The sequence below is a fragment of the Opitutia bacterium ISCC 52 genome (assembly GCA_014529675.2).
Classification (GTDB): Bacteria; Verrucomicrobiota; Verrucomicrobiia; order Opitutales; family UBA2995; genus UBA2995.
Genome location: CP076040.1, coordinates 4,043,254 through 4,065,795, shown reverse-complemented (window position 1 = coordinate 4,065,795; position 22,542 = coordinate 4,043,254). Strand labels below are relative to the sequence as shown.

Here is a 22,542-nt window from a genome sequence, read left to right as displayed (position 1 = left end):
GTCCGCAATACCTTCCAATCCATAATATCCAATATTGTCATGCTTAAGAAATTATCCCTCTACCTAACTTGTCTATGTACTGGCTTGGTTGCCTCCGCAGAAACATCCGTTTGGAAAGTCAGTTTAGGTGATTCTGAAATCTACTTGGGTGGAACCTTTCATCTATTGAGGGCCAGTGATTTTCCGCTGCCCGAGGAATTTGATGAAGCCTACCAGGATTCTACGAATCTGGTTTTCGAGACGGATATCGGGATGATGCAAGATCCGAGCGCACAGCAAATGATCATGAGCAAAGGTATGCTTCAGGGAAAGACACTGACCGATGTGTTATCTGCCGAGACCTACCAAGCCTTGTCCGAGGCCTGCGCCAATGCCGGTATACCCATTGACGCCCTAGCGGGATTCAAACCTTCCATCGTGATAGTCACCGTAGCAGTAGGCGAGATGCAGAAAATTGGACTCACACAGGAAGGCGTCGACATGCATTTCTACAAGCGAGTTAAGGAGGACGGTAAAGGCATTTTCTTCTTGGAAGACGTGGAGGAACAGATCGACTTCATCTGTGCCATGGGCGAAGGCAACGAGGATGAATTTGTTTCCAAGTCTTTAGGTGATTTAGATCAGGCAAAAAGCGAGCTAGAGCAAATGGTCGGCTTGTGGAAAAGCGGTGATCGTGAAGGGCTAAATGAGCACACCAATATCGCCATGAAGAAGGAATACCCCGATCTTTATAAGTCGCTGCTTGTTGATCGGAACAATAATTGGATGCCGCTCATCCAAACATTGTTTGATTCAGAAGAAAAAGAATTCGTGCTCGTCGGTGCAGCCCACTTGGTCGGTGAGGAAGGCTTGCTTACCCAATTGGAAAAGCTCGGGCGTAAAGTAGAGCAGCTTTAATCTGCTGGCTCTTTTTTATCCGAGTCAATGGATAGTGCTTTGACCGATTCCCGGACATCGTCGGGATTCGAATTGGGTGGCAAGGGATCCCCGAAGCTTACGGTTACTGGATACGGAACTTTCTTGGGCCACTTGGTAAATACCTTTCCATCCTTGAAACTGAAGATGCTGCCCCAGACTCCATTGAGATTCACAGGGACAATAGGCTCCTCCAATCCTTTCATGATTCGTTCGAAGCCTTTGCGGAATTCGAGGAGTTCCCCGGTTCTTGAGATGCGTCCTTCAGCGAAGATACACACCACTTCGCCAGCGAGGATTTGATCCCGAGCATGTCTCAGTGCGAGCACCGTTTCCTTGGGGCGAACTGTAGTTGGAATTGGAATAACACCCAGGACTTTTGCTCCTGGTTTAAAATACCATAGGTCGTAGATCTCCTTCGCCATTATAAAGCGAATCGGTCGATCTACAGATGCAAACAACAGTAAGGCATCCACGTAGGACATATGATTGGATACCAGAAGTAGACCACCCTTGCTTGGCAGCTTTTCTCGGTCATTCACCTTGATGCGATAAATAGTGTGCGTCACGAACACGAGTAGGAGGCGAAGCAGAGAGTCGGGTAGCAGCCATACCACGTAGATCGTGCCTATGAACGTTACAATACCCGTGAAAATGAAGATCTCCCCTGTGCTGAGTCCAATGCGTTTGAGAAAGAAGTAGACCCCAGCGGCGAATACAATTCCCACCCAGGACAGCCATGCCTGCATCGCGATAATCGAACCTTTCCGTTTGTAGTCCGGTCTCTGTTGGACCAAGGCATTTATGGGAATGATGTAGAAGCCTCCAAAAAAGCCCAGTAAGGCGAGAAAGATCGCAAAATTTGTGGCTGTGAGTCCGTCTTGACCCAGGCAAAGGCTGAAGATGGATATGCCGACGGCTCCCAGTGGAATGAGCCCATACTCGACCTTGCGAGCCGAAACGTAACCGGCGACAAAACTTCCAGCACCGATCCCCAAGGCCATCATGGCAAATAAAACACTGGTGTGGCGAAAACTGAGTTCGAGCACATTGCGACCATAGATCATCATTGCCTGTTGAACCATCGCTCCCAGGAACCAGAAGTAGGTGCTGCCCAAAACGGAAAGGGACAGGACTCGGTCCTTTCTGGTGTATTGGAATTGCTCCCAGAACTCGGAGAAGAAGTTGAGTTTGAATTGCTTCTCCGGATTGGCGGCGGGTAGGGGAGTGATGCTCCGGCTGGCCAGGTAGCCGCACAAGGCCAAAGCAATCAGGATGACTCCGGTGATCCATTGGTTGTCAAACCAGTCGAAAAAATAGCCGCCAGCAATCGTTCCCAGGATAATGGTTAGGAAGGTTCCCAACCCGATGTATCCATTTCCCCAAGACAAACGCTTCTCTTCCAACAGCTCTGGGATCAGCCCATATTTCACCGGTCCGAAGAAAGCACTCTGAGTGCTCATAAGAACGATCACCCCAAGAAGGAATGGGACATAGCCTAGATAGAGCCCAATGGCACCCAATATCATAATTCCGATTTCGGCGGTTTTTATGTACATCGCCATTGAACGTTTGCTGTAATGAACGGCGCAGTATCCACCAGCCATGGTGAAGATTATAAATGGCACCGCGAAGAGAGCTCCGACTAGAGAGACGAAACCATCTTGCTCCGCTTCACTCGTGAACTGACTCATGGCCGTGTAGATGACGACGAATTTGAAAACGTTATCTGAGAATGCGCCTTGGCATTGTGTGGCAAAGAGACTCCAAAACCCCTTCTTCCAATTTGGATGTGTTGAAGCGCTTTGAGGTTCCAATGGTCAGATAGCTTGAATTAACAATGGAGATCCAGGACTATAAAAGAATTGGGGCTACTTTCAAACAAGGAAATGGGCCGCCTTACATCTGTTGCCCCGTGGGTCGAATCACTACATCATTGATATCGACACTGGTGGGTTGATTGATCGCATAAGCATATCCGCGTGCCAGATCCATAGGGTCTAACAAATCGAGGCCTTCAAACTCTTTCATGAGAAAATCGACCGAAGCTTGTGCATCATCCGTTCCAATTTCGGTGTAGGCAGCGCCTGGCGAAATGGTGGTCACGCGAATCCCGTAACCGGTAACTTCTTGTCTTAGACCCTCCATCATCGAGCGAACGGCAAACTTCGTGCCATTGTAAACACCCATGTGGGGTAGAATCGTATGGGCTGCAATGGAGGAGGTGGAAATGATGTGTCCGGAGCCTCGTTCCTTCATCTCGGGTAGGACAGCAGCAATGCCGTACAAGGGGCCCTTTACATTTACATCAATCATCTGGTCCCAGGATCCAACCTGCAAATCTTCATACTTTCCCAGAGTATTTATGCCTGCATTGTTTATGAGTACGTCAATGGGCCCATAGGTCTCACGTCCATGATCGACCAGGGCCTGAAAGCCCTGCTGGTCTGTGACATCGGTCACTTTCCAGGTCGCTTGGCCGCCTGCGGAGGTGATTTCCTCGACGATCGATTGCAGATTTTCAGCACGGCGTGCTCCCAGCACAACTTTGGCTCCCAATCCGGCCAGGTGTTTTGAAGTGGCGCAACCAATGCCGCTGGAGGCGCCTGTAATGACGATGACTTTTTTTTCGATGTTATTGGAATCACTCATTTATTAGCTAAGAACAGGGTTGGAAAAGGATTGGAGACATTGTTATCCAGATCGAATTGTCCTAGTCTTGCAAACCACTAATCCCTGGCTAGCTTTCTCCTGAAACTATGACTTACTTCACGGTTTCTTTCATATGAATCTGTCCGCAAAATCCATTATCACCCGTATCGTTGTTGGGACCATTCTGCTCTCAGTAGGGGCTATCATTGGCGTCTATCATGGAATCAGCCGAGATCCTGTTTGGTATTCTTTATTTGATGGAGAGACTTTGGATGGTTGGGAACTCAAAGCCGCCCCTGATGATCAGGAGAAAGACTATTGGCATGTAGTTGAGGGGGCGATCGTCTGTAATTCCATTGGAGACAAAAACCATGGTGCTGTTTTTTTGCAGCACAAGTTGCCCATCGACGATTTTGAATTGAAGCTCAAGTTCCAAGCTTTCCGTGACTCTCCTGGAAACAGTGGCGTCCAGATTCGCAGTCGCTGGGATGCAGATTCGACGGAAGCACAGGGAGGCCGTATGGAAGGTCCGCAGATTGATATCCATCCCCCCTTACCCTGGAGAACCGGGCTGATTTATGACGAGACCTGGGAGTCACGACGGTGGATTAGCCCCAGCATGGGAAGTTGGAAAATTTCCGAAGAGCAAGGACCTCAAGAGTGGCTTTTTAATTATGCGAATGATGCCAACCCCTGGAACGATTTAGTGATTCGCTGCGAAGGGACCAAGATTCAGGTCACGGTCAACCGGGTACCTATTAGTGATTTCGATGGGACTGGTATTTTGGACAGCCCTGATCACCAAAAACGTGGTGTCGGCATGAATGGTCAGATTGCTTTGCAGTTGCACCAAAAGGACGAACTGCACCTCAAGTTCAAAGATATATTTATCCGAGAGCTTTAGTGCTCGATATTGGGGTCACTCAATCGAGTGAGCTTCCACTGATCAAGGAATGCAGCGACTGATATACGTCCGTTGAATTCGCCGGATGACTTTCCAATCCGTCAGCAATAAATACCGGCCAATCTTCATCGTCTTCGGGTATGCGACCGTGGGAGCCTTTCACGAGTGACGCATCGAGTGGGATAACATCCAGCAAGGCTCTGAAACCGAGTTTCTTTTTTAGTAGGAACCATCCGATTTTTAAAGCTTTGGCCTTAATGTCCGGATCAACAAATAACTCAACCGGGTCATAACCCGGCTTGCGGTGAATATCCACACAGCGCGCGAAGTCGGGGGCGACTGCATCGTCCATCCAGTAATAATAGGTAAACCAACTGTGGTTATCAGAGATGGCAATGAGATCCCCGGCTCTTTCATGATTAATCCCCAGCTCCCGTTTGCCTTCATAATCCAGCACGCGTTCTACGCCTTCGATATGCTCCAGGCTTTCCTTGACTGCGGGAAGTAAGTCTCGGTCTTTCACATAGACGTGGGCCACCTGATGATCGGCGACTGCAAAGGCCTGGCTGGCTCCATAGTCAAGTTGCTCGAGCCCTAACTCTTTTTTGATCGTGATCCAGCACTTTTGCCGAAGGACACGGTTGATGTGGACGGGGCGATCTACGGCAGTGATCCCGTATTCCGATAAGAGTACCACATGAATGTCTTTGCTTTCGAAAAATTGAATCAGGTCACCCACGACACGATCCACCTTGCGAAGGTCTTTTCCGATCGCCGGGTCTTCTGGCCCCAGGCGTTGTAGATTGTAATCCAGGTGAGGCAGGTAAATTAGATTGAGCGTTGGCTGGTGCTTGGTCTCAACCCACTTGGCAGATTCAGCAATCCACTTCGAGCATTCGATCCCAGCTTTTGGACCCCAGAAAGTATGAAAGGGAAAGTCGCCTAGCTCCGCTTTTATCTCCTCTTTCATCCCCATCGGGTGTGAGTAGACATCGAATACTTTGCTGCCGTCGGCCGGATACATGGGCCGTGGTGTGATACTGTAGTCGGCCGATGAATACATGTTGTGCCACCAGAAAAGCTTGGCGCAGGTGAAATTGGGGTCCCGCTGTTTGAGGTCATCCCACAGCTTGGGTCCTTGCACCAAGTGGTTCGATTGCTTCCAGAAATGAACTTCGCTGTAATCGCGGTTGTACCACCCATTCGCGACAGCGCCATGTTGGGCCGGTGGCTTTCCGCTAAGCATGTCACTTTGTGCGGTGCAGGTGACCGCAGGGAAAGCCGGTTTGACTTTGCTTAGCTGTTTGCGCTCGACGAACGCTTGAATGTTCGGAGTGCGGTCGCCGATTAATCCGGATGTCAGTCCGACAACGTTGATGACCGCCGTACGTTTCATAGCGTTTTCAAACGCTCTATCGAACGGAGGACCACATCTGTATCCATTTCGTGGACTTCAAATCGTGAACCAATATTCTTGAGCAGAGTGATGGTGAGGAGGCCTCCCAAATGCTCGCGGAATTCTTCTAGCCCCTCCAAAATGTAAGGGAAGCGACCCCCATTCTTTTTTTCCAGGTAATCGGAGTAGGTTTCAAACTTCAACTGTCTCAACAAGGCGAGAATTCGCTGTGCGCTGGTTGAGTCGAGAAAGCCCATCTCTTCCGAATAGAGTGTATCAATCGCAATCCCAATGGCTACCGCTTCTCCGTGGCTGAGCTCAAACTTTGAAAGTTGCTCCAGCTTATGGGCGGCCCAGTGCCCGAAGTCAAGGGGCCGCACCGATCCCATTTCAAATGGATCGCCCGAAGTGGCTATGTATGCGACGTGGTGTTTGGCACAGCGGTAGACCAGCTCTTCCAAGGCAGACGGTTCAAAGCTATTGAGTTCGCTTACATGGTCCTCAATCCAATGAAAAAATCCAGAGTCACGGATGAGTGCTACCTTGATGGCTTCAATGTAGCCATTGCGCATGTGAATGTCAGGTAAGGTCGCCAGGAGCTGGAGATCGTTGATCACTGCAAACGGCGGTGCAAAGGTGCCCACGAAATTCTTCTTCTCCTGGAAATTTACGCCGTTCTTCACCCCCACACCGGCATCAGCCTGGCCCAAAGTGGTGGTGGGTAAGCGAAAATGTCGAATGCCACGGTGAGCGGTCGCTGCGGCAAACCCGACCGTGTCCAGTATCGCTCCTCCGCCTATGGCCACTATGTAGCTATGGCGGCAAATGCCGTCCTCTTCGATGTCCGAGAAAATACGTTTAACCACTTTCGAATCATTCTTAATGACCTCACCTCCTGGAAGAAGATGAATGCCCTTCAGTATGAGGTCGTTTTCGTGGTGTTTGAAATAGGTTTCGATTTCCTCGGTTAGCCCTGGATTGGCCTGACTAACGGCTTCGTCGATATAGATGAGTGTCTTCCGACGATTACCACTCTCCCGGGAGCAAGCCAGGTCACGGAACAGCGGATTCGCACTATCAAACACTCGTTTGGTGAAATACACCCGCAACTGGTAGGGTATTTGAATCGGGTATTCTATGGGGAGAAAATCTGACATCTCAATGCGGTTAGGTAGCGGGGATATATAGCTGGGCCAATAGCGCGAAAGCAAAGAATCCCAGGAAGAGTCCCAAAGTCAAAAAGCTTACTAGATGCATACTGTTGAGGATTGCCAAGTCGATAAGGCAGATTCCTGCCAAGAGGGGGCCAATCGTTTTTCCAACAATAAAGGTGCCCGTTTTGCGAGCTCGCGAGAAAGTCATGGCGATCCAAAGCGCTGCCAAACAAAAGGAAATGGGGAAGAGTTTTTCGTAGGGTGGTCCGGCTACATAGAGGGCTCCAATCATGGGAACGATGAGAAAGGCATAACCAACGGCCGAAGCTTTCAGGGAAGTGGATTCGTTCCTGGCCAATGCGGTGATGCCTAAGACATAGAAGAACATTAAGGTGCCCGCTCCCCAGATGGATGGGTTGATCCCATTCAGGGATGCAGCTCCCACTACCAGATAGACGGCCGTTCTGCAGGCGGCCATCAGGGGGACGCCGACCACCGTATGTTTGTGGATCAGATTGTAGCCAATGATGAGTGCGAGGAGAATCAGCGTATAGATGAGGCTATCATTGCTGATCCAGAGTATGAGTACCGTGCCTGAAATGAAAAATAGAGCGGTCGCAGCAAAGACGGTGTTTCGTTTGACCTTTCCCGATGGAATCGGGCGTTCCGGTCGGTATTGATGATCAAATTTTACATCACAATAGTCGTTAAGATACATGCCACCGACATAAATCAGGCTGAGGCCAGCTATTAGGATAAGCAGATCTTGATAGCTTCCGCCACCCCCCAAGATCCAGGCGCACAAAGCATTTGCCCAAACAGTAGTTAGGTTCGAAACACGTCCGAGGATAAGCCAGGATCGAAAATCAGACATAGGTTAATAGAGCATTGCGACTGTTTACAGTCCTACTGGAGAGGGCAATACCGAACCTCTAGCTTCTTAAGCCTCGCGACCCGAGTTCCTTGAATGTCCAGTCGTATTCTTTTACCAGCTGTTCAACTACATCGGTCTTGCCCAGTTCATCTGGCAGGACCTCCCAGGTGTAGGTCTCCATTTCGAAGTGCCGGCAAGTTTCCGGATGGTTCTTCAGAAAATCCAGTGTTCCCTGTATGTGATCGCTCGTGGAATCCAACGGGGTCGTAGGTTGTGCGTGTAATGGTATGTGAAAGTGAATACGCCATTCGCCAGCGTTGTCATCACCCATCACTCGTGCGTCCAATGCCAGGTCCAGGTCCTCATAACGTTTGAGTGGTTCACCCTCCGTCTTGGCTATGACCTGATGCAGATATACTTCTTCGCAATAGCTCCCCAAAGTTTGCAGGGTTTCGTCGGAGAAGTCGGCCACCTTCAATGCGGAGCTGAGGTGAATCTTGCTGATTCGTATACGGTTTTCGATGAGTCGACTCAGTGACTCTTCGGCAGATTCGTATTCCACGGCCAGGTGACAGGTGTCGTAGTTGATGCCCAGCCGCCTTAGAATTAAGTCCTCTTGGTCTGGAGCGTAGGCCAGGAAGCGCTCGAAAAAGGCAACCGATTCTTCACTGGTTTCAAAGTAACCCAGTGGTTCAGGTTCAAGGCCCAGGTGAAGGTCGTGGCCAGTGGATTCACTCAGTGCTTCTATGTGCTGAGCATTGGCTAGGAGGTTATCAAAGATAGCTATCTTTTCCTCCTCCTTGGAAATGAAGCGCTTGAAGGATCCGGGTAGGGTGCTCACGCTGCCTTCCATGCCCGCGGGAGCAATTTTGCTAATCAGGCCAAACAGCAGGTTGGTGTAATCGAGTCGATCCTGGGTCGTCCAATCGGGACGGTAAACCTGATCTTTTACTCGAGTGCCATGAAAGTCACCATAAGGAAATCCATTGATGGTGAAGACGTAGCAATTGTTTTTATCCAGCCATTTCTGAAATTCAAGTAGGGTTGCTGGATCACTGAGTTCATTGGCAGCCGAGGCGCCAAGTCTGAGTCCGATCGCGTATTCGGAATCCGGCGACACACGATCTCGGACGGACAACGTATAGCGTTCGAGCGTGTCATGAGTTTCAGTCCATGAGCTGCCTCTATGGATGTTGGTGCAATAGGCCAGGTGACTATTATTTGCGAAACGCATATCTAATGAAATGTAGGAGAGGAGGTTGCTCCCGATTTTTTAGGTTCAAGGAGTTTCGATTCGGGAGCAAGCTCCTCTCCTACAAATCCGTTTATCACCTCAGGACAAGCCGTTTCCGTGTCGTATAAGTCAACCACGCACCGTGAACTTTTCACACTGGCTGAGGAACTTCACGGGATTTTGGAAGAATACCTTGTCTAGCGTATCGTCATCATATCCACGGCGGCGCATTTCCTGAGCCGCATAGGGAACAGCGAGGGGCACACTTACGCCCCAGTCACAGGCCGAGTTCATCCATAGGCGATCAGCGCCATAGGCTTCTAAAATATCGATGGCCCTCGGAGAGGTGCATTTGGACTCTGGATAAAGTGTGAGTCCTCCCCACATGCCGGCATCTATCACGTACTTCACCGTGTGTTCTTCCACGTGGTCTATCAGCACGCGGCCTGGATCGATGCGCGAATCATTTTTGATGAGATCTACGATAAGCTTGGTGCCCTTGTGCTTGTCCTCCAAATGCGGAGTGTGAACCAGAATCAACTGGTTGTTTTCGGCAGCCAGATTAACGTGTTCTTCTAAAATGGTGTGCTCGTTCCGGCTATTCTTATTTAAACCGATTTCTCCAATGCCGAGAACGTTTTCGCGGCCCAGAAATTCGGGAATCATAGCGATCACTTCACGAGCAAGCACCAGATCCTCGGCTTCCTTGGGATTAATGCAGAGCCAAGAAAAGTGAGGCAGGCCGAATTTGGCGGCGCGTTTGGGTTCGTAATCGGTGAGCTGACAAAAGTAGTCGTAGAAACCATTGACTGAGCTTCGATCGAATCCAGCCCAGAAGGCTGGCTCGCAGACTGCTTTGCATCCGGCCACAACCATGGCCTGGTAGTCATCTGTGGTCCGGCTCACCATGTGAGCATGAGGTTCTATATATCTCATTGTGGTTTTTCAGGCCATGCGCCGCAGGCGGCCTTGGTAGTAGCTGCAGGGATTGGTTCTTCGGTGGGATCGCTTAGAGAGAGCAGTACGCTCTCAGCTCGCTTTTCCGAGTGAAGTTCTTTCAGGGCGTCTAAAAAGGCCTGATATCGAAAGTCGTCGGTTAAGCCATCGCGTTCGACACGATCCATGAATGCCGCGATATCGATAAGTTTAGCTCGAGACTCCATAAAATAGAGCTCAACCGAATTCTGTTTTTCCTTGGGAGTTAACATGGGGAATACTGATAGGGTTTTCAGTGTGGAGGCCTTGAAAGCGGATGCGAGCCAAAATCCATATCCAATTGCGGAAACCAATGGAGACCTTTGATCTGGAGGCGATGGCCTCTAATCAGAATTCCCCACGGTACGCGTGGCGGTGACGATGCCTGCGCAAAATAGGCCCCAGATGATTCCGGCGGCGATCTTTCGGATGTTCGACCAGTCTTCTGGCAGGAAAATGAAGGCAAGCCCGGTCCAAAGAAAGACGCAAAATATGAAGATGCCGGTGATCCAGGGATGAGCTTTAAGTCCATCCGTCCAACTTGGTGGATTTTCTTCCTTTTGTTCTATCATACCCGTGAGTGTGTTCAATTCGCAGATCATTTCAATCGACCTGGTCACCTATCTGCAAACCACCTATCAGGTAAGGGAGCCTCCGTCTGCCTATGACATGAGCTACCCTGGATTTTGACTAATTGAATATTAGTTTTCGACTGGGGCGTCCGTTAGTGCCCCCTCGGCGGACTCCCGCTCCAGTCGCTTGTCGAATATGAAGGGTCCGAATGGAACCAAGGATGCTAAGAAGGCGATGACTGACTTCTTAAGAGGCCAATCGTATTCCATAGCGGCCATTATGAGGAATATAACGTAGGCGATGAAGAGAACTCCGTGGGCCATTCCGATAACCTTCACGGGGTAAGGATTTCCCAAGCCATATTTGATTGGCATTGCGATCCCGAGTAGTAGCAGAAAGGACACCCCTTCCCAGAATGCGGTTTTTCGAAATCGGTTTAGTGCCTTGTTATTGTCAGACATGGTGGAAAGTGGTGCGGAGTTGTAGGTGCATTAATGAGTCGGGGGGCTTCTACTTCAAGGTTTTCTTGAACCAGTCGACAGTCAGGGCGACGACTTCATCACCTTGACTGTTTGCTGGATCGAGTACGTTGAAAATGTGATCGGCCCCACCAAGTACATGGTAAGCTCTTGGTTTGCCCGAAAGAGCCTTTACCCACTCTGGTTCATAGAGGGGGAGAAAGTCTTCGGAGCCGCGAATCCCCAGGAAGGCCCCTTTGTAATTGGGTAAGTAATCTTCCCATTCAAAACCCAGCCAGCTGATATAGTTCTCTCGTGTATAGGTGATGGTGGTCCAGGTTTCCATTTCGGCTCGACCCTCTGAAAGAACTTTCTTGAGGGTCTCGTTTCTAGTTTTGTCCCGGGCGGCTCCCAATTGGTCGCGCGAGTTACTGCCACCGCTGGACCAGACGACCACCGATTGTGCCCAGTCTGGGTGTTCGCCGATCAAGAGTATAGTGGTGCTTCCGCCAAGACTCCATCCGGTGACGCCTATCTTCGCATATGGATAAGCCTTTTTTAGGTAATGGAAAGCGTTGGTTGCGTCTTCAACACGCGACTCTCGAGTGGCGGTAATGATATTGTTGTTCCTCTCACCTTCACCACGAAAATTGATGCGCAGGCTGGCGATGCCTTCTTTGGCCAATGCGTGGGCCAGTTGCTCCTGCAAGTTTCCCACACCATCCATGTGGTCGTTGAATCCATGAAAAATCAGAACTGCAGCTTCTGCCGATTTATTGGACGGCATGACTAATTTACCTGGGACTTCTTTGGTCACTTGGACATTTTTCTCTTCAAAAGCCTGAGCCTGTGCGATTGGAAGAATCAGAAGTATGAGTAGGGCTAGTTTCTTATGCATGGGACCTTATCTAATTTCTTTTTGAGAAAATCGATACACTCTGGGCTGGGCAATCATGAATCAATCGTCCTAGGCTGCGGTATGAAATTCTTCATTACCCTAAGTCTCATTATCGCCCTTGCACCACTACTCAGTGCCAAACCGGTTTCTTTGTTTAACGGAAAGAACTTCAAAGGTTGGGAAGGTCCCATGGAGTCGTTCCGCATCGAAGAGGGAGCAATTGTAGGAGGTAACCTGCAAACACCCATTCCTAAGAACCAGTTTCTCAGCACTAAAAAGAGCTATGGTGACTTTGAACTGCGGCTGAAATTCAAGCTAGTCGGAGAGAAAGCCAATGCCGGTGTTCAGTTTCGTACCGAACGAATCCCCAATCACCATGAAGTGATCGGATACCAGGCTGACATGGGTGGTAAGTACTGGGGAGCTCTTTACGATGAGTCCCGCCGGCGCAAGATTCTCACGGGACCGGACATGGACAAGTTGTCCGAACACATCAACTTCGATGGGTGGAATACCTATGTCATTCGTTGCGAAGGTCGCCACGTTCAGCTTTGGCTCAATGGTATCAAGACGGTTGATTGGAATGAGCCTGATAACGAAATCTCAGCCGAAGGAATCATTGCCGTTCAGATCCATAGCGGTCCTCCTACTGAAGCCTGGTACAAAGATATCATGATTGAGGAGCTATAGAATTCTGGCCTCTTACTTGATTTCCTTCATTTTCAGATACTTCTTCACCCAATGAAACACGTCTTCATTCTTTTCTCCTTTTTCATCTCATCGCAGCTCTTCGCTTCGAAACCGAACATCATCTTCATTATGGCCGACGATATGGGCTATGGTGACGTCCAGGCACTCAACGAGAATTCAACTATCTCCACACCCCATCTCAATCGCCTGGCGAATGAAGGCATGACGTTCTCCAATGCCCACTCGCCCTCTGCAGTTTGCACGCCTACACGCTATGGAGTCATGACTGGGCGTTACTGCTGGCGCAGCCCACTCACACGAGGGGTGCTCAATGGTTACGGTCGACCCATCATCGAAACGGACCGTCAAACGGTAGCCTCGTTTCTACAAGGAAATGGGTACGAAACCGGCATCGTGGGTAAGTGGCATTTGGGCCTTGGATTTCAAAAGACTGATGGAGAATGGGACTGGACCAAACCGGTTGATTATTCTCCTAACGATGTTGGCTTCGACTACAGCTTGGTTATCACGGCCTCGCTCGATTTTCCTCCGTATGTCTATGTGGAAAATCATGAAATAACGGGTATCCCCAATCGCAACCACCCAGGATCCAAGTTCCCGGTTTTTCTTCGTGCAGGTGAGCTCGGTTCTGATTTCTCACCTGTCGATTGCCTCGACGAATTGACCGAGCGAGCTGCAGAGTACATCCACGAACAGGCAAAAACGGATGACCCATTTTTTCTCTACTTCCCACTCACAGCACCTCACAAACCTGTACTCCCGCATCCCCGCTTTCATGGCATTACCAAGCTCGGCCCTTATGGAGACTTTGTCGTACAGGTCGATTGGACAGTGGGCCAAATTTTAAATGCGGTGGATGAGGCCGGCATCTTTGAAGATACGATTGTGATGTATACCAGTGACAATGGATCCTTTATGTATCGCCAAAGAGATCCGAATGATGCCGATCACGTATCCGATGCGACGATACAGGCCTACTACGAAGGAAATCACACTGCCAACGGAGCGCTGCGTGGAACCAAGGCCGATATCTGGGAAGCCGGCCATCGCGTTCCGTTTTTTGTTCGTTGGCCTGGCAAAGTTAAAGCTGGATCCGAAACCGGACGAACCATTACGCATACGGACTTGTTCGCCACGGTAGCTGATGTGGTTGGTGCGGAACTGCCCGATCCCAAAGAAGCGGCCCAGGATAGTTTTAGCTTTCTTCCACTGATGCTGGGGAACGATAAACAATTCAAGCGGGCTCCGGTGATTCATCATTCTGGAGGAGCCATGTTCGCTATACGCGATGGAGACTGGAAACTGATCCTTGGTAACGGATCAGGTGGCCGTGAGAAACCGAGTGGAAAACGCTTCGAACGGCCCTGGGCATTGTTCAATCTCAAGGATGATCTTGGTGAAACGAACGATCTCGCTTCTAAAAACCCGGACAAGGCAACTCAGCTTGAGTTGGAAGGTTTACAGCTGATTTCGAATAATCGTTCGCGGTAAGGGAATCCACTCCTTGGTCGGGGAAGTTTGGTAAGCCGAGATTACTTCTCCCTGTAGTCTTCGTAGGCCTTAACGAGTTCCAAGAGCTTTGCAGGTTGTGTGGCGGCCAGGTTATTTAACTCTGTGGGATCGTCCTTCAGGTTATAAAGTTCCCAGGCCTCTCCATTAGCTTTGACGATCTTCCAATCGCCTACGCGAACCATTCGAAATAGGTCACCAAAGCCGGAAATGATGATGTCAGGTTCCTCCCTGGATTCTCCTTGGAAAAGAGGTATCAACGATTCTCCATCGAGTATTGGAGTAGGGTTGTCTTCGAATGAGTCCGGGTATTCGGTACCGGCGAGCTCCAGCATTGTAGGATAAATGTCAGTCAGATGGGCGACGTTATGGTTGAGTCCGGGTTCAATGGTGTCAGGCCAATTGGCGATGAAGTGAGTGTGGGCTCCACCTTCGTGGCCGTATTGTTTATAATAACGAAAGGGCGTGTCGCCAACCAGGGCCCACGCGGCGGACAACGTGCGATAGCCTTCGGCCGGACCCGGAGGGATGCTAAAATCGGCATTTGAATCATAGGGACAGGAACCATTGTCGGTGAAGAACATGATGAGTGTATTGTCCCGTTGTTTGAGGTCATCCAGTTTATCAAGAATGCGACCTATGTTTTGGTCCATGCGATCGATCATGGCAGCAAAAACGGCTTGTTCCAAGTCGAGCTCGTCCTGTTCTGCTTCGTCGAGCGTGTCCCAGGGACGGTACTTGTAGATATTGTCCCGGTAGGGTCCGCGAAACTTGTTAATGTTTCCTTCTGGCGGGCTGAGCGTTGCATCTGGGGGAATAACTCCGAGTTCCTTTTGGCGTTGAAATCGTTGTTCGCGAATTTGGTCCCAACCAACCTTATACTTGCCTCGGTATTTGGCGATGTCTTCTGGGCGTGCCTGTAGTGGATAGTGAGCAACGTGGTAGGGTAGATATAAAAGGAACGGTTTCTTTTGGTCGTAAGCTTTATCGATGAAACTCAAAGCGTAGTTAGTCATGACATCGGTTTTGAAGAGCGGCTGTTGACGAACATCCATATCTTCAGGGGCAATGGGAATACCGTTTAGTCTGAACGGATACTCGAACTTTCCGGTTTCAGGCCGAACAAAGAAGGAATTAATCTTCCAGAAAACGAATGAGTCTTCGAAGGCATTAACAGCAAAACAGCGAGCAGGCACCCAAGTCCGAAAGTGCTCCTTCCCGACCATAGCGGTGTAATAGCCGGCGTCCGCCATGAGCGTGGAAAATGGGACTGCGTTTTGGATATTCTTCCCCTCCAAAAAGCGACCCGTGTGGAGTGCACTGCGAGTCGTCTCACACTTGGACATATTGTAGAAATTTGTGAATCGCAGCCCTCCGTAGGCGAGTTTGTCGAGGTTAGGAGTTTGGATTTCAGATCCATAGCTGCCCAAGTCAGCAAAGCCGATGTCGTCGGCTACTATGAGTATTACGTTGGGTTGTTCTGCCCCATGGATACCAGTTGCGGCAATCAAACAATGGGCAATTAGTAATAGTCGATGTCTCAATTTCCTCATATGAAAGTATCTATGTCCTAGTTTTTTACGGACCAAGCTTTGAAGTTACGAATTCGGCCACCAGCCATGCCGGGATTCAACCCAATTTTATTTTTCACAACGGTGAGGTTAGGATGGGTTGCTGTGATTGTCTTGCCAGCGACGTTGGTTCTCGCCTGGTCTCCCATGACTTCCAGTCGCATTTTGTACCATGTGTTTGGTTGAAGGTCTAAATTCAATGGTCCGAAATCGGCATCTGTCAGTGTACCCTTGTCATCATTCTTGCGAAGATGTTGTAAGGTTAATCCTACAGGTCGAAAGACGGAGCTGACATTGGCCGTGGATTGAATGTTGTGTCCCCGGTAGCCATCTTCGTCGATGAAGATGCGAAAGTGTCGGTCTTTTTCTGGAGTCTCCGGTATCTGGAATTCACACTCAATAATAATATCGTGAATAGGGGCAATAAAAGTGAGGACTGGGCCATGGCCATGTTCTGGAACATTTTCCACCGTCAATGAGCCATCCTTCTCTAAGTTCCAAATGCCGAAGCTAACGCGCCGGGACCAACCGTTGCTCAGCTCAACGGTCTCGTGACGTTCCAGGGATCCTTCAAAGGGGTTCGATAGAATCAACTTTCCCTTTTTTGCTGGTGATCCAGCCAGGCTACTCATCGACGAAATCAGCAAACAGGTCAGGATTGTTCTTAGGTTTAAAGAGAAAGGCATAGCTGTTTGTCGCTTTTGTTTCATATTCTGGCAAGCATTCGGTTAATCGATTGCCAATGTTCGAATCTGATTCCTAGGCTTCGAACTCTATTGTTATGAAGATATCCATTATTCGACTTCTTGCCTCTATAGCTCTTTTTTTCACATTGTTGAGTCTCTCAATGGCCAAGCCTGCGGATTTGCCAGCAGGGTATACGCTTCAGTATGAGCAGTCCTTCGACAAAAAGTCGTCTTTCAAGGAATTCATGATCACAGATTCATCTGCTTGGGCCTTGGAAAAAGTGCAAGGCAGCCAGGTGCTCTCGCTCGAAGGGAAGAGCGAGTATGAACCCCCGCACCGCTCACCGTACAATATCGCGCTCATCAAAGGAAAGACTTTCGGAAGTTTTGTCATGGAGGTGGATATTCAGCAAAGTGGGGTCAAGGGAACTCCGATCAAGGAGTACATGAAAGAATATGAAAATGCCGATGAGGCCCCGGGGTATGCGCATCGAGATCATTGTTTTTTCTTCGGATTCCAAGATCCGGCTCACTACATGTACATCCATGTTGCCAAGCATGGTGATAACAATGCTCACAATGTCTTTGTCGTGAATGAATCACCTCGTACACCCATTACTGACTTTCGCACGATCGGAGTCGATTGGGGGATAGAGGAGTGGAAGAAGATCCGCCTGGTTCGGGATGTAGAAAAGGGCACGGTCGCTCTATACTTTGAGGACATGCTGACGCCTATCATGATCGCCGATGACGTGCCATTCGAGGAGGGCTTCATTGGTTTTGGGTCCTTCGATGACATCGGGCATGTGGACAATATCAAGATTTGGGCACCGGATTCGAACACCAGCAAGCAAGTGTTTTTTAAGTAGAGTCTGATCCCGCGACTCCTTCTTTAGATAAAGCTTGTTTGCGCTGATAGGCAGAGACGACTTTTCCGAGAATGCGTTTTATGTTTGGGGTCTTTGGCTTGGTCCAGTCGGGAGTCGAATAGGCGAATTCTGTAGACAGGTTGATGTTTTCCTGAGTGGGGTTGAAAAACCTACAGGACTTGGATAAATTGGACTCCGTGCGGAGCAGGAAATCGCACTGCGAGAGTAAGAGGGCGTCGAGCAACGCATCGAAACCAAGCTGATATTTGGATCGTCGGTTTGCGCTGAGATGGACTGGTTCGTTGCTACTGCTTCTCAGGCTGTTGGTGTAGACTAGTTCGAAGGTTTCTCTGCCATCCAAGTGGTGAATCAAGGGATCTTCATCGGTAGCCACAAATAGACGAAAGGGTATATCCTGAGCGGATATGGCATTGAGGGTTTCATCAATCATACTGTAGCCCACTCGGTTGGCTTCCAATCCATCTTCGACTTTGTCCGTTCCTCGGTAATGAAGGCCGATTGTAAAGTGGTTCCTAAGGTGGGTTTCCTTAAATGCCTGGACTGCGTCGGCCACTGCTTTTTGGAGAACGAATTCGGATAAGATTTGATGAGCCGCATGTCTTTCAAAACGGGCTCCCATTCTGGACATTTGATTGAGGTCCTCCTTTTCATCGACTATATAAACCGATTGTTCAGAGCTGCTATCTAAGTTTGTAATCCAGGTGGAGGGATTGGAGGGTTGAAAATAGTAGGACCACCACGACTCCTCAGGCCGTTCCGGATCTAAGTAAGGTCCATTGTCAAACTGAAACACAACCCGTTGATTGTTCTTCCGGGCGAGGTGGATGCCTCCCACTGCCTGAAAAAAATTGGAAAAGAAACCGCAGTCTCTGGACTTTACGACCAGAAGTTCGTGACCTCTGAATTGGCGCTCGAGTTTTTTGAGTTTAAGACTGTCGGAGACTTTAAACTTCCAGTCTCGCAATGCGCAGTAAAGCCTCCTGGTAATGGGGCGTGCCTTGAGGGTATTTTGAAGCCAATGGATAGGCATAGTTTCCTTCAACGGTTAATCGTGTTCAAATTCATAGGAGAATTGTTCAATATCCACTCGGTTGCGATCTGCTACGATCTGTTGCGTCTCTTCGTTGTAGAAACTAGAGTAGGGCGCCCTGTCTCGTTTTCTAATGACTGGGAGCATCGACTTTGGAAGGCCGAGTTTTCCACAAATGATTTCATAGTCAGATTGAAGTTGCTCAAAGCGTCCGACGAAATCGATGTTGAGTTTATCATCTATGGTCAGCCAATGGTAGCAAGGTTGGCTATGAAACCGTAAATTGGGATCTTCAGAAATGGTTTCTGGGTTAGAATATAGATGTCGGATGAAGTCTGAATATTAATTCATCTCTTTGCTAAAAGCATTTGCAAGGCTGATTGCGATGCGTCTTGAAGCCCCAGTTTTATCTCTTGGACGACTTAATCTTTACCTGTTTCTTTGAAGAATGAGATGTCATCAATCCAAGCCTCGTAATCGGTAGTGGTGTTGAATCCAAAGTGGATGCCTTTGATTCTGCTTGGATCTGACGCCAAGGTTTGCTTGCCGTTACTTAATCGAAAATCGCTAAATGGAATTCGAACTTGAGCCCATTCTCCAGATGCGGAGACGAGGTGTACAAAATGACCGGTTGGTGAGTTGAGGCGAATTCCGCCATCATCGATAGAGGTCGTTTTCGGAGTGCCAATTGAGACGGTGAGTTGTTTTAAGCCTTTGGCTTTGATCCAAAACTCTATGCCTGAGAAAACCGAGGCGTCATAGTAGCCATACTTGCGGGGAGTTGTTTTGTAGACAAGATTGGCGCTGACGCCTGCTCCTGTCTTTTGCCAGCCGCCACCTTTGACATAGAGAACGCTTCCTTGGCGTGAACCTTCCTTTTCCTGGTCGATGGTGAGATACTGGATGCCATCGGTCATGTCGTCGAATTGAGCCCAGCTCCAATTGCGACCGTCGGCTTTGATTCCGTTGAGGTCGCCGTCTTCCAGATCGTCGATCATCGGGTTGGAGCCAGTCGCTTTGATTGCGAACTGCTTAGCCTGCGCGCGTTCATCGTATGCTACTTCAGGAAACAGCTCTGTCACCGAGGTAGGCTTTTTTGAGCAAGCGAACCCTAGTAGGGTGAACCCCAAAACCAGACTCAGGGAGAGTCGTTGCAAGTGGTTCTGAATGGTTCTGCGCATCTTATTCGTTAGAAGTGGGTGCCTGCCAGAGTTCGAACGATTTCCAGCTGGATCGATAAACCATCCGAATCTCCCGTAAGGATAGTCCTCCGTTTTCTCTTCCGCTTGTGCACCGCCTTCGACTACTTGTTTAAGCGCCTCATCCAGATCGTCGACCATGATGTTGATCATAAAGGTCTGATCGGGAATACCAAAGTACTCACTGTCTTTCGCAAAGGGAGACCAGAGCGTAAATCCTCCCTCCGGAATGCCTGAAGGAGGGAAGGGTACATAGTCGCCGTCGCTTCCAGGAAAGGATAACCACTTGCGATACCAGGCTGCCAATCCTGCCGGGTCTTCTGTTTTGAAAAATATGCCGCCGATACCGAGTGCTTTTGCCATGAGTCGCTATGATTGGGTATTTTATTTCAAAGGGATATCGGAGTCTTCCTTTCTGGCCTGATATACATCCGAAAGATCCGCATAGGTTTTCTTCAAGCCTTCGATGCGTTGGTTGAAGCCATCTTGTTGCGTTTCTCCGAAATCAGCAATCAGGTTCGCGATGCGGTAGGCCGTCCAGTAATCGTTTTGGCGAGCGTAGCCACCTGGATCTAGACGGAAGACTTCTTTGAGAATTCGTAGATCATGACCGATGTGGAAATCATCCCGTGAATCCTCGTGACTGAAGAGGTAGTAGAAATTGTCATAGCCTCCCCAAGTGATGGCCGACAGGCACAGCGTGCAGGGCTCATGAGTAGCAAAGAAAATACAATCTTTCGGATCCGGGCGCTCTTCTTTCGGCATTTGATAGAGCAGCTCCATCGTGTGGATCTCTCCATGATAGAGCGGATTGGCAGTCTCGTTGTTGGTGCCAGCCAGAACAAGCGAGAGATCTTTCTTCAGCAATATGGCGCCACCAAAGATCTTGTTTCCTTTGGATACTCCGTCCCGGGTCAGAGGCACAATGTCGTTCTCAATGACAGACAGGAGTCGCTCGACGATTTGTTGGTTAGAAAATTGCATAGAGTTGAGATGAGAGAAGTAGGCTGGGGGAGGATGGACCAACGAGCAAGCCGGTTTGCAGTTGCTATTGTTCATTCTATGCAGGCTTACTGAGAGGCACCCTATGAATTATAAAACGCTCCTTCTACTTTGTGCGACATGGCTCGGCTTGGCCGCTGCGGTTCAGTCGCAACCACTCAATATCGTGTACATCATGTCGGATGATCATGCGACCAATGCCATCAGTGCTTATGGGAGTCATCTGACCTCTGTTTTTAAAACACCCCATATTGATCGATTGGCAAAAGAGGGAATGCGGATGGATCGCACCTACTGTGTCAATGCGATCTGCACGCCCAGCCGCGCAAGCATTCTAACTGGTCAATACGGTCACATCAATGGAGTCAAAACACTTGCTGATCCTATTCCTCCCGATGCGGTCAATGTGGCCGAGCTCTTACAAAACGGAGGTTATGAAACTGCACTGATTGGCAAGTGGCATTTAAAGACGGAACCCTTTGGATTTGATTATTGGAAGGTGGGCCTAGGTCAGGGGAAGTATCATGACCCTACTTTTATCGAAATCGGAACTCCATACCAAACCAGGGGAAGCGGCAAAAAAGTCCATGGCTACTACACCGACCTAGTCACTGATTATGCAATGGAGTGGTTGGACGAGCGGCCAGCGAACAAACCCTTTGCGCTCTTTCTGCATCACAAAGCTCCTCATGGAAAGTGGGAGCCAGCCAAGCGGCATTTGAGATTTCTGGAAGACGTCGAAATTCCGGAACCCGATAGCCTGTGGGAAGACTATAGTCACCGTTCCGAGGCGAGCCGTAACTACGGGACATCCATTTCGCATCGCCTGGCTGATCGCCGAAACATGATCGACGATGTCAGCTCCGATCGTTGGCCAACCACGCAGATCGACATGACAGGCTTGTCGGAGAAGGAGCAAACGAAGGCTGCTTACCAAAAGTACCTCAAGGACTACCTGCGTTGTGTGAAGGCAGTGGATGAGAATGTGGGGCGGGTGCTCGATTATTTGGACGAGCAGGGACTCACCGAAAACACTCTGGTCGTTTATACTTCCGACCAAGGCATGTTCTTGGGGGAGCATGATTACTTTGATAAGCGATGGATTTTCGAGGAGGCTTTTCGGATGCCGTTCATCGCTCGACTTCCTGGTCGCATTCAAGCAGGAAGTTCCACAGACGTACTGTGTGCCAATATCGATTTCGCTCCCACTTTGCTTGAGTTTGTCGGGCTACCCATTCCCAACGCAATGCAGGGTGAAAGCTTCTTCAAAATCCTTGAGACAGGTAAGGCTCCTGCGGGTTGGCGTGAGTCGGTTTATTACCGCTATTGGATGCACTTGAGGGGCCACCATATTCCCGGCCACTTCGGAGTCCGCACCGATCGTTTCAAATTGATCTTTTATTACGGACTTGGGCTTGGAGCAACCGGTGCGGACCATGAGCAAACACCGGCCGGCTGGGAGCTTTATGACTTAAAGAACGATCCCGAGGAAGTGAACAACGTCTATGGGCAGTCCAGATATCAATCCGTCACAAAAGAGCTGAAACACGAGCTCAAGCGGCTCAAAGAACAATACGCTGACAGCGACGAACCATTTCCCGATCTCCAAAAAGTCATCGCCGAGTCCTGGAATTGAATCAGTCTACTTTTAGTTGCACATCGCTTGTTCTGAGATGAAGAGAGAGCTCCTCGATATCGATCTTTCTTGGCATTCCCAGAATAGCTAATGTCTCTAGATTCTTTCCAATAAGGTGAAGTTTTAAGAACTTCGCGTTCGAATCGGGAATGTGGATGCGACAGGAATCAAGTGATGTATACCGCCAGGTTTTTTCTTCCCCCTCTTTAAGCTTTTGAATCTCGTACATCCCGATCGAAATTTGCGAAGCTGATGTAAATAGTCGAAAGCTGCTT

The 22,542-nt window shown here is 49.3% G+C and carries 23 protein-coding genes; 7 read left to right on the top strand and 16 right to left on the bottom strand.

Annotated features, from left to right (window positions below; translation table 11 throughout):
• The first annotated feature begins 39 nt into the window (after positions 1–39).
• Positions 40–897, top strand: a complete 858-nt coding sequence (locus GA003_17330) for a TraB/GumN family protein (protein QXD27753.1) — start codon at positions 40–42, stop codon at positions 895–897.
• Here the strand turns inward: GA003_17330 and GA003_17325 are convergent.
• Entirely contained in the window at positions 894–2,732 is a 1,839-nt protein-coding gene (locus GA003_17325) for an MFS transporter (GenBank protein QXD27752.1), read from the bottom strand. The genes GA003_17330 and GA003_17325 overlap by 4 nt on opposite strands.
• Before the next feature lie 82 nt (positions 2,733–2,814).
• Positions 2,815–3,567 carry an SDR family oxidoreductase gene (locus GA003_17320; GenBank protein QXD27751.1) on the bottom strand — a complete coding sequence of 251 codons (753 nt, stop codon included), beginning with the start codon at positions 3,565–3,567 and terminating at the stop codon, positions 2,815–2,817.
• 133 nt (positions 3,568–3,700) lie between these two features.
• Here GA003_17320 and GA003_17315 point away from each other — a divergent pair, with 133 nt between their 5' ends.
• Positions 3,701–4,471, top strand: coding sequence for a DUF1080 domain-containing protein (locus tag GA003_17315; protein ID QXD27750.1), 771 nt, complete (start codon positions 3,701–3,703; stop codon positions 4,469–4,471).
• Between the two features lie 19 nt (positions 4,472–4,490).
• Here GA003_17315 and GA003_17310 read toward each other — a convergent pair whose 3' ends face one another.
• The 9 genes from GA003_17310 to GA003_17270 form a co-directional block, all read right to left on the bottom strand.
• Positions 4,491–5,867 (bottom strand): alkaline phosphatase family protein, encoded by a 1,377-nt coding sequence (locus tag GA003_17310; protein ID QXD27749.1) that lies wholly within the window; start codon positions 5,865–5,867, stop codon positions 4,491–4,493.
• Positions 5,864–7,024, bottom strand: a complete 1,161-nt coding sequence (locus GA003_17305) for a 3-dehydroquinate synthase (protein QXD27748.1) — start codon at positions 7,022–7,024, stop codon at positions 5,864–5,866. The genes GA003_17310 and GA003_17305 overlap by 4 nt, the downstream gene beginning before the upstream one ends.
• A 10-nt stretch (positions 7,025–7,034) precedes the next feature.
• Positions 7,035–7,895 carry a UbiA family prenyltransferase gene (locus tag GA003_17300; protein QXD27747.1) on the bottom strand — a complete coding sequence of 287 codons (861 nt, stop codon included), beginning with the start codon at positions 7,893–7,895 and terminating at the stop codon, positions 7,035–7,037.
• A gap of 58 nt (positions 7,896–7,953) precedes the next feature.
• Positions 7,954–9,129 carry a metabolite traffic protein EboE gene (gene eboE, locus GA003_17295; GenBank protein ID QXD27746.1) on the bottom strand — a complete coding sequence of 392 codons (1,176 nt, stop codon included), beginning with the start codon at positions 9,127–9,129 and terminating at the stop codon, positions 7,954–7,956.
• A gap of 129 nt (positions 9,130–9,258) precedes the next feature.
• Entirely contained in the window at positions 9,259–10,065 is an 807-nt protein-coding gene (locus tag GA003_17290) for a TatD family hydrolase (protein QXD27745.1), read from the bottom strand.
• The gene (locus tag GA003_17285) at positions 10,062–10,292 is read right to left on the bottom strand and encodes a hypothetical protein (protein QXD30471.1); all 231 of its coding nucleotides are present in this window, start codon (positions 10,290–10,292) and stop codon (positions 10,062–10,064) included. Before GA003_17285 ends, GA003_17290 begins: the two co-directional genes overlap by 4 nt.
• A gap of 156 nt (positions 10,293–10,448) precedes the next feature.
• Entirely contained in the window at positions 10,449–10,676 is a 228-nt protein-coding gene (locus tag GA003_17280) for a hypothetical protein (protein ID QXD27744.1), read from the bottom strand.
• Between the two features lie 129 nt (positions 10,677–10,805).
• On the bottom strand, positions 10,806–11,138 hold the full coding sequence (locus GA003_17275) for a DUF3817 domain-containing protein (GenBank protein QXD27743.1): 333 nt from the start codon (positions 11,136–11,138) through the stop codon (positions 10,806–10,808).
• A 49-nt stretch (positions 11,139–11,187) separates the two neighbouring features.
• Positions 11,188–12,033, bottom strand: a complete 846-nt coding sequence (locus GA003_17270) for a lysophospholipase (protein QXD27742.1) — start codon at positions 12,031–12,033, stop codon at positions 11,188–11,190.
• A gap of 81 nt (positions 12,034–12,114) precedes the next feature.
• Here GA003_17270 and GA003_17265 point away from each other — a divergent pair, with 81 nt between their 5' ends.
• Entirely contained in the window at positions 12,115–12,723 is a 609-nt protein-coding gene (locus GA003_17265; GenBank protein QXD27741.1) for a DUF1080 domain-containing protein, read from the top strand.
• 51 nt (positions 12,724–12,774) lie between these two features.
• Entirely contained in the window at positions 12,775–14,235 is a 1,461-nt protein-coding gene (locus GA003_17260; GenBank protein QXD27740.1) for an arylsulfatase, read from the top strand.
• A gap of 41 nt (positions 14,236–14,276) precedes the next feature.
• Here GA003_17260 and GA003_17255 read toward each other — a convergent pair whose 3' ends face one another.
• Together GA003_17255 and GA003_17250 are read right to left on the bottom strand one after the other, a co-directional pair.
• Positions 14,277–15,806 carry an arylsulfatase gene (locus tag GA003_17255; protein QXD27739.1) on the bottom strand — a complete coding sequence of 510 codons (1,530 nt, stop codon included), beginning with the start codon at positions 15,804–15,806 and terminating at the stop codon, positions 14,277–14,279.
• A gap of 17 nt (positions 15,807–15,823) precedes the next feature.
• Positions 15,824–16,534: a hypothetical protein gene (locus GA003_17250; GenBank protein QXD27738.1), complete on the bottom strand. Its 711-nt coding sequence runs from the start codon at positions 16,532–16,534 to the stop codon at positions 15,824–15,826.
• Positions 16,535–16,605: 71 nt separating this feature from the next.
• On the opposite strand from GA003_17250, the gene GA003_17245 reads away from it, so the two are divergent.
• Positions 16,606–17,379 (top strand): hypothetical protein, encoded by a 774-nt coding sequence (locus GA003_17245; GenBank protein QXD27737.1) that lies wholly within the window; start codon positions 16,606–16,608, stop codon positions 17,377–17,379.
• On the opposite strand, the gene GA003_17240 is transcribed toward GA003_17245, so the two are convergent.
• The gene (locus GA003_17240; GenBank protein ID QXD27736.1) at positions 17,372–18,430 is read right to left on the bottom strand and encodes a hypothetical protein; all 1,059 of its coding nucleotides are present in this window, start codon (positions 18,428–18,430) and stop codon (positions 17,372–17,374) included. The genes GA003_17245 and GA003_17240 overlap by 8 nt on opposite strands.
• A gap of 21 nt (positions 18,431–18,451) precedes the next feature.
• Between GA003_17240 and GA003_17235 the strand changes: the two genes are divergently transcribed.
• Positions 18,452–18,712, top strand: coding sequence for a hypothetical protein (locus GA003_17235; GenBank protein QXD27735.1), 261 nt, complete (start codon positions 18,452–18,454; stop codon positions 18,710–18,712).
• Positions 18,713–18,852: 140 nt separating this feature from the next.
• On the opposite strand, the gene GA003_17230 is transcribed toward GA003_17235, so the two are convergent.
• Entirely contained in the window at positions 18,853–19,992 is a 1,140-nt protein-coding gene (locus GA003_17230; protein QXD27734.1) for a CIA30 family protein, read from the bottom strand.
• A gap of 21 nt (positions 19,993–20,013) precedes the next feature.
• Entirely contained in the window at positions 20,014–20,613 is a 600-nt protein-coding gene (locus GA003_17225; protein ID QXD27733.1) for a nucleoside deaminase, read from the bottom strand.
• Between the two features lie 103 nt (positions 20,614–20,716).
• On the opposite strand from GA003_17225, the gene GA003_17220 reads away from it, so the two are divergent.
• Complete coding sequence (locus tag GA003_17220; protein QXD27732.1) at positions 20,717–22,267, top strand: sulfatase; 1,551 nt, start codon at positions 20,717–20,719, stop codon at positions 22,265–22,267.
• The last annotated feature ends 275 nt before the right edge of the window (positions 22,268–22,542 follow it).

What these genes read in the sequence shown, in the direction of transcription:
- GA003_17305 (QXD27748.1), bottom strand. Translation starts at nt 7,024, where the DNA reads ATGTCAGATTTTCTCCCCATAGAATACCCGATTCAAATACCCTACCAG.
- GA003_17220 (QXD27732.1), top strand. Translation starts at nt 20,717, where the DNA reads ATGAATTATAAAACGCTCCTTCTACTTTGTGCGACATGGCTCGGCTTG.
- GA003_17310 (QXD27749.1), bottom strand. Translation starts at nt 5,867, where the DNA reads ATGAAACGTACGGCGGTCATCAACGTTGTCGGACTGACATCCGGATTA.
- GA003_17300 (QXD27747.1), bottom strand. Translation starts at nt 7,895, where the DNA reads ATGTCTGATTTTCGATCCTGGCTTATCCTCGGACGTGTTTCGAACCTA.
- GA003_17240 (QXD27736.1), bottom strand. Translation starts at nt 18,430, where the DNA reads ATGCCTATCCATTGGCTTCAAAATACCCTCAAGGCACGCCCCATTACC.
- GA003_17320 (QXD27751.1), bottom strand. Translation starts at nt 3,567, where the DNA reads ATGAGTGATTCCAATAACATCGAAAAAAAAGTCATCGTCATTACAGGC.
- GA003_17255 (QXD27739.1), bottom strand. Translation starts at nt 15,806, where the DNA reads ATGAGGAAATTGAGACATCGACTATTACTAATTGCCCATTGTTTGATT.
- GA003_17270 (QXD27742.1), bottom strand. Translation starts at nt 12,033, where the DNA reads ATGCATAAGAAACTAGCCCTACTCATACTTCTGATTCTTCCAATCGCA.
- GA003_17250 (QXD27738.1), bottom strand. Translation starts at nt 16,534, where the DNA reads ATGAAACAAAAGCGACAAACAGCTATGCCTTTCTCTTTAAACCTAAGA.
- GA003_17315 (QXD27750.1), top strand. Translation starts at nt 3,701, where the DNA reads ATGAATCTGTCCGCAAAATCCATTATCACCCGTATCGTTGTTGGGACC.
- GA003_17290 (QXD27745.1), bottom strand. Translation starts at nt 10,065, where the DNA reads ATGAGATATATAGAACCTCATGCTCACATGGTGAGCCGGACCACAGAT.
- GA003_17280 (QXD27744.1), bottom strand. Translation starts at nt 10,676, where the DNA reads ATGATAGAACAAAAGGAAGAAAATCCACCAAGTTGGACGGATGGACTT.
- GA003_17245 (QXD27737.1), top strand. Translation starts at nt 16,606, where the DNA reads ATGAAGATATCCATTATTCGACTTCTTGCCTCTATAGCTCTTTTTTTC.
- GA003_17265 (QXD27741.1), top strand. Translation starts at nt 12,115, where the DNA reads ATGAAATTCTTCATTACCCTAAGTCTCATTATCGCCCTTGCACCACTA.
- GA003_17225 (QXD27733.1), bottom strand. Translation starts at nt 20,613, where the DNA reads ATGCAATTTTCTAACCAACAAATCGTCGAGCGACTCCTGTCTGTCATT.
- GA003_17230 (QXD27734.1), bottom strand. Translation starts at nt 19,992, where the DNA reads ATGGCAAAAGCACTCGGTATCGGCGGCATATTTTTCAAAACAGAAGAC.
- GA003_17260 (QXD27740.1), top strand. Translation starts at nt 12,775, where the DNA reads ATGAAACACGTCTTCATTCTTTTCTCCTTTTTCATCTCATCGCAGCTC.
- eboE (QXD27746.1), bottom strand. Translation starts at nt 9,129, where the DNA reads ATGCGTTTCGCAAATAATAGTCACCTGGCCTATTGCACCAACATCCAT.
- GA003_17275 (QXD27743.1), bottom strand. Translation starts at nt 11,138, where the DNA reads ATGTCTGACAATAACAAGGCACTAAACCGATTTCGAAAAACCGCATTC.
- GA003_17330 (QXD27753.1), top strand. Translation starts at nt 40, where the DNA reads ATGCTTAAGAAATTATCCCTCTACCTAACTTGTCTATGTACTGGCTTG.
- GA003_17285 (QXD30471.1), bottom strand. Translation starts at nt 10,292, where the DNA reads ATGGAGTCTCGAGCTAAACTTATCGATATCGCGGCATTCATGGATCGT.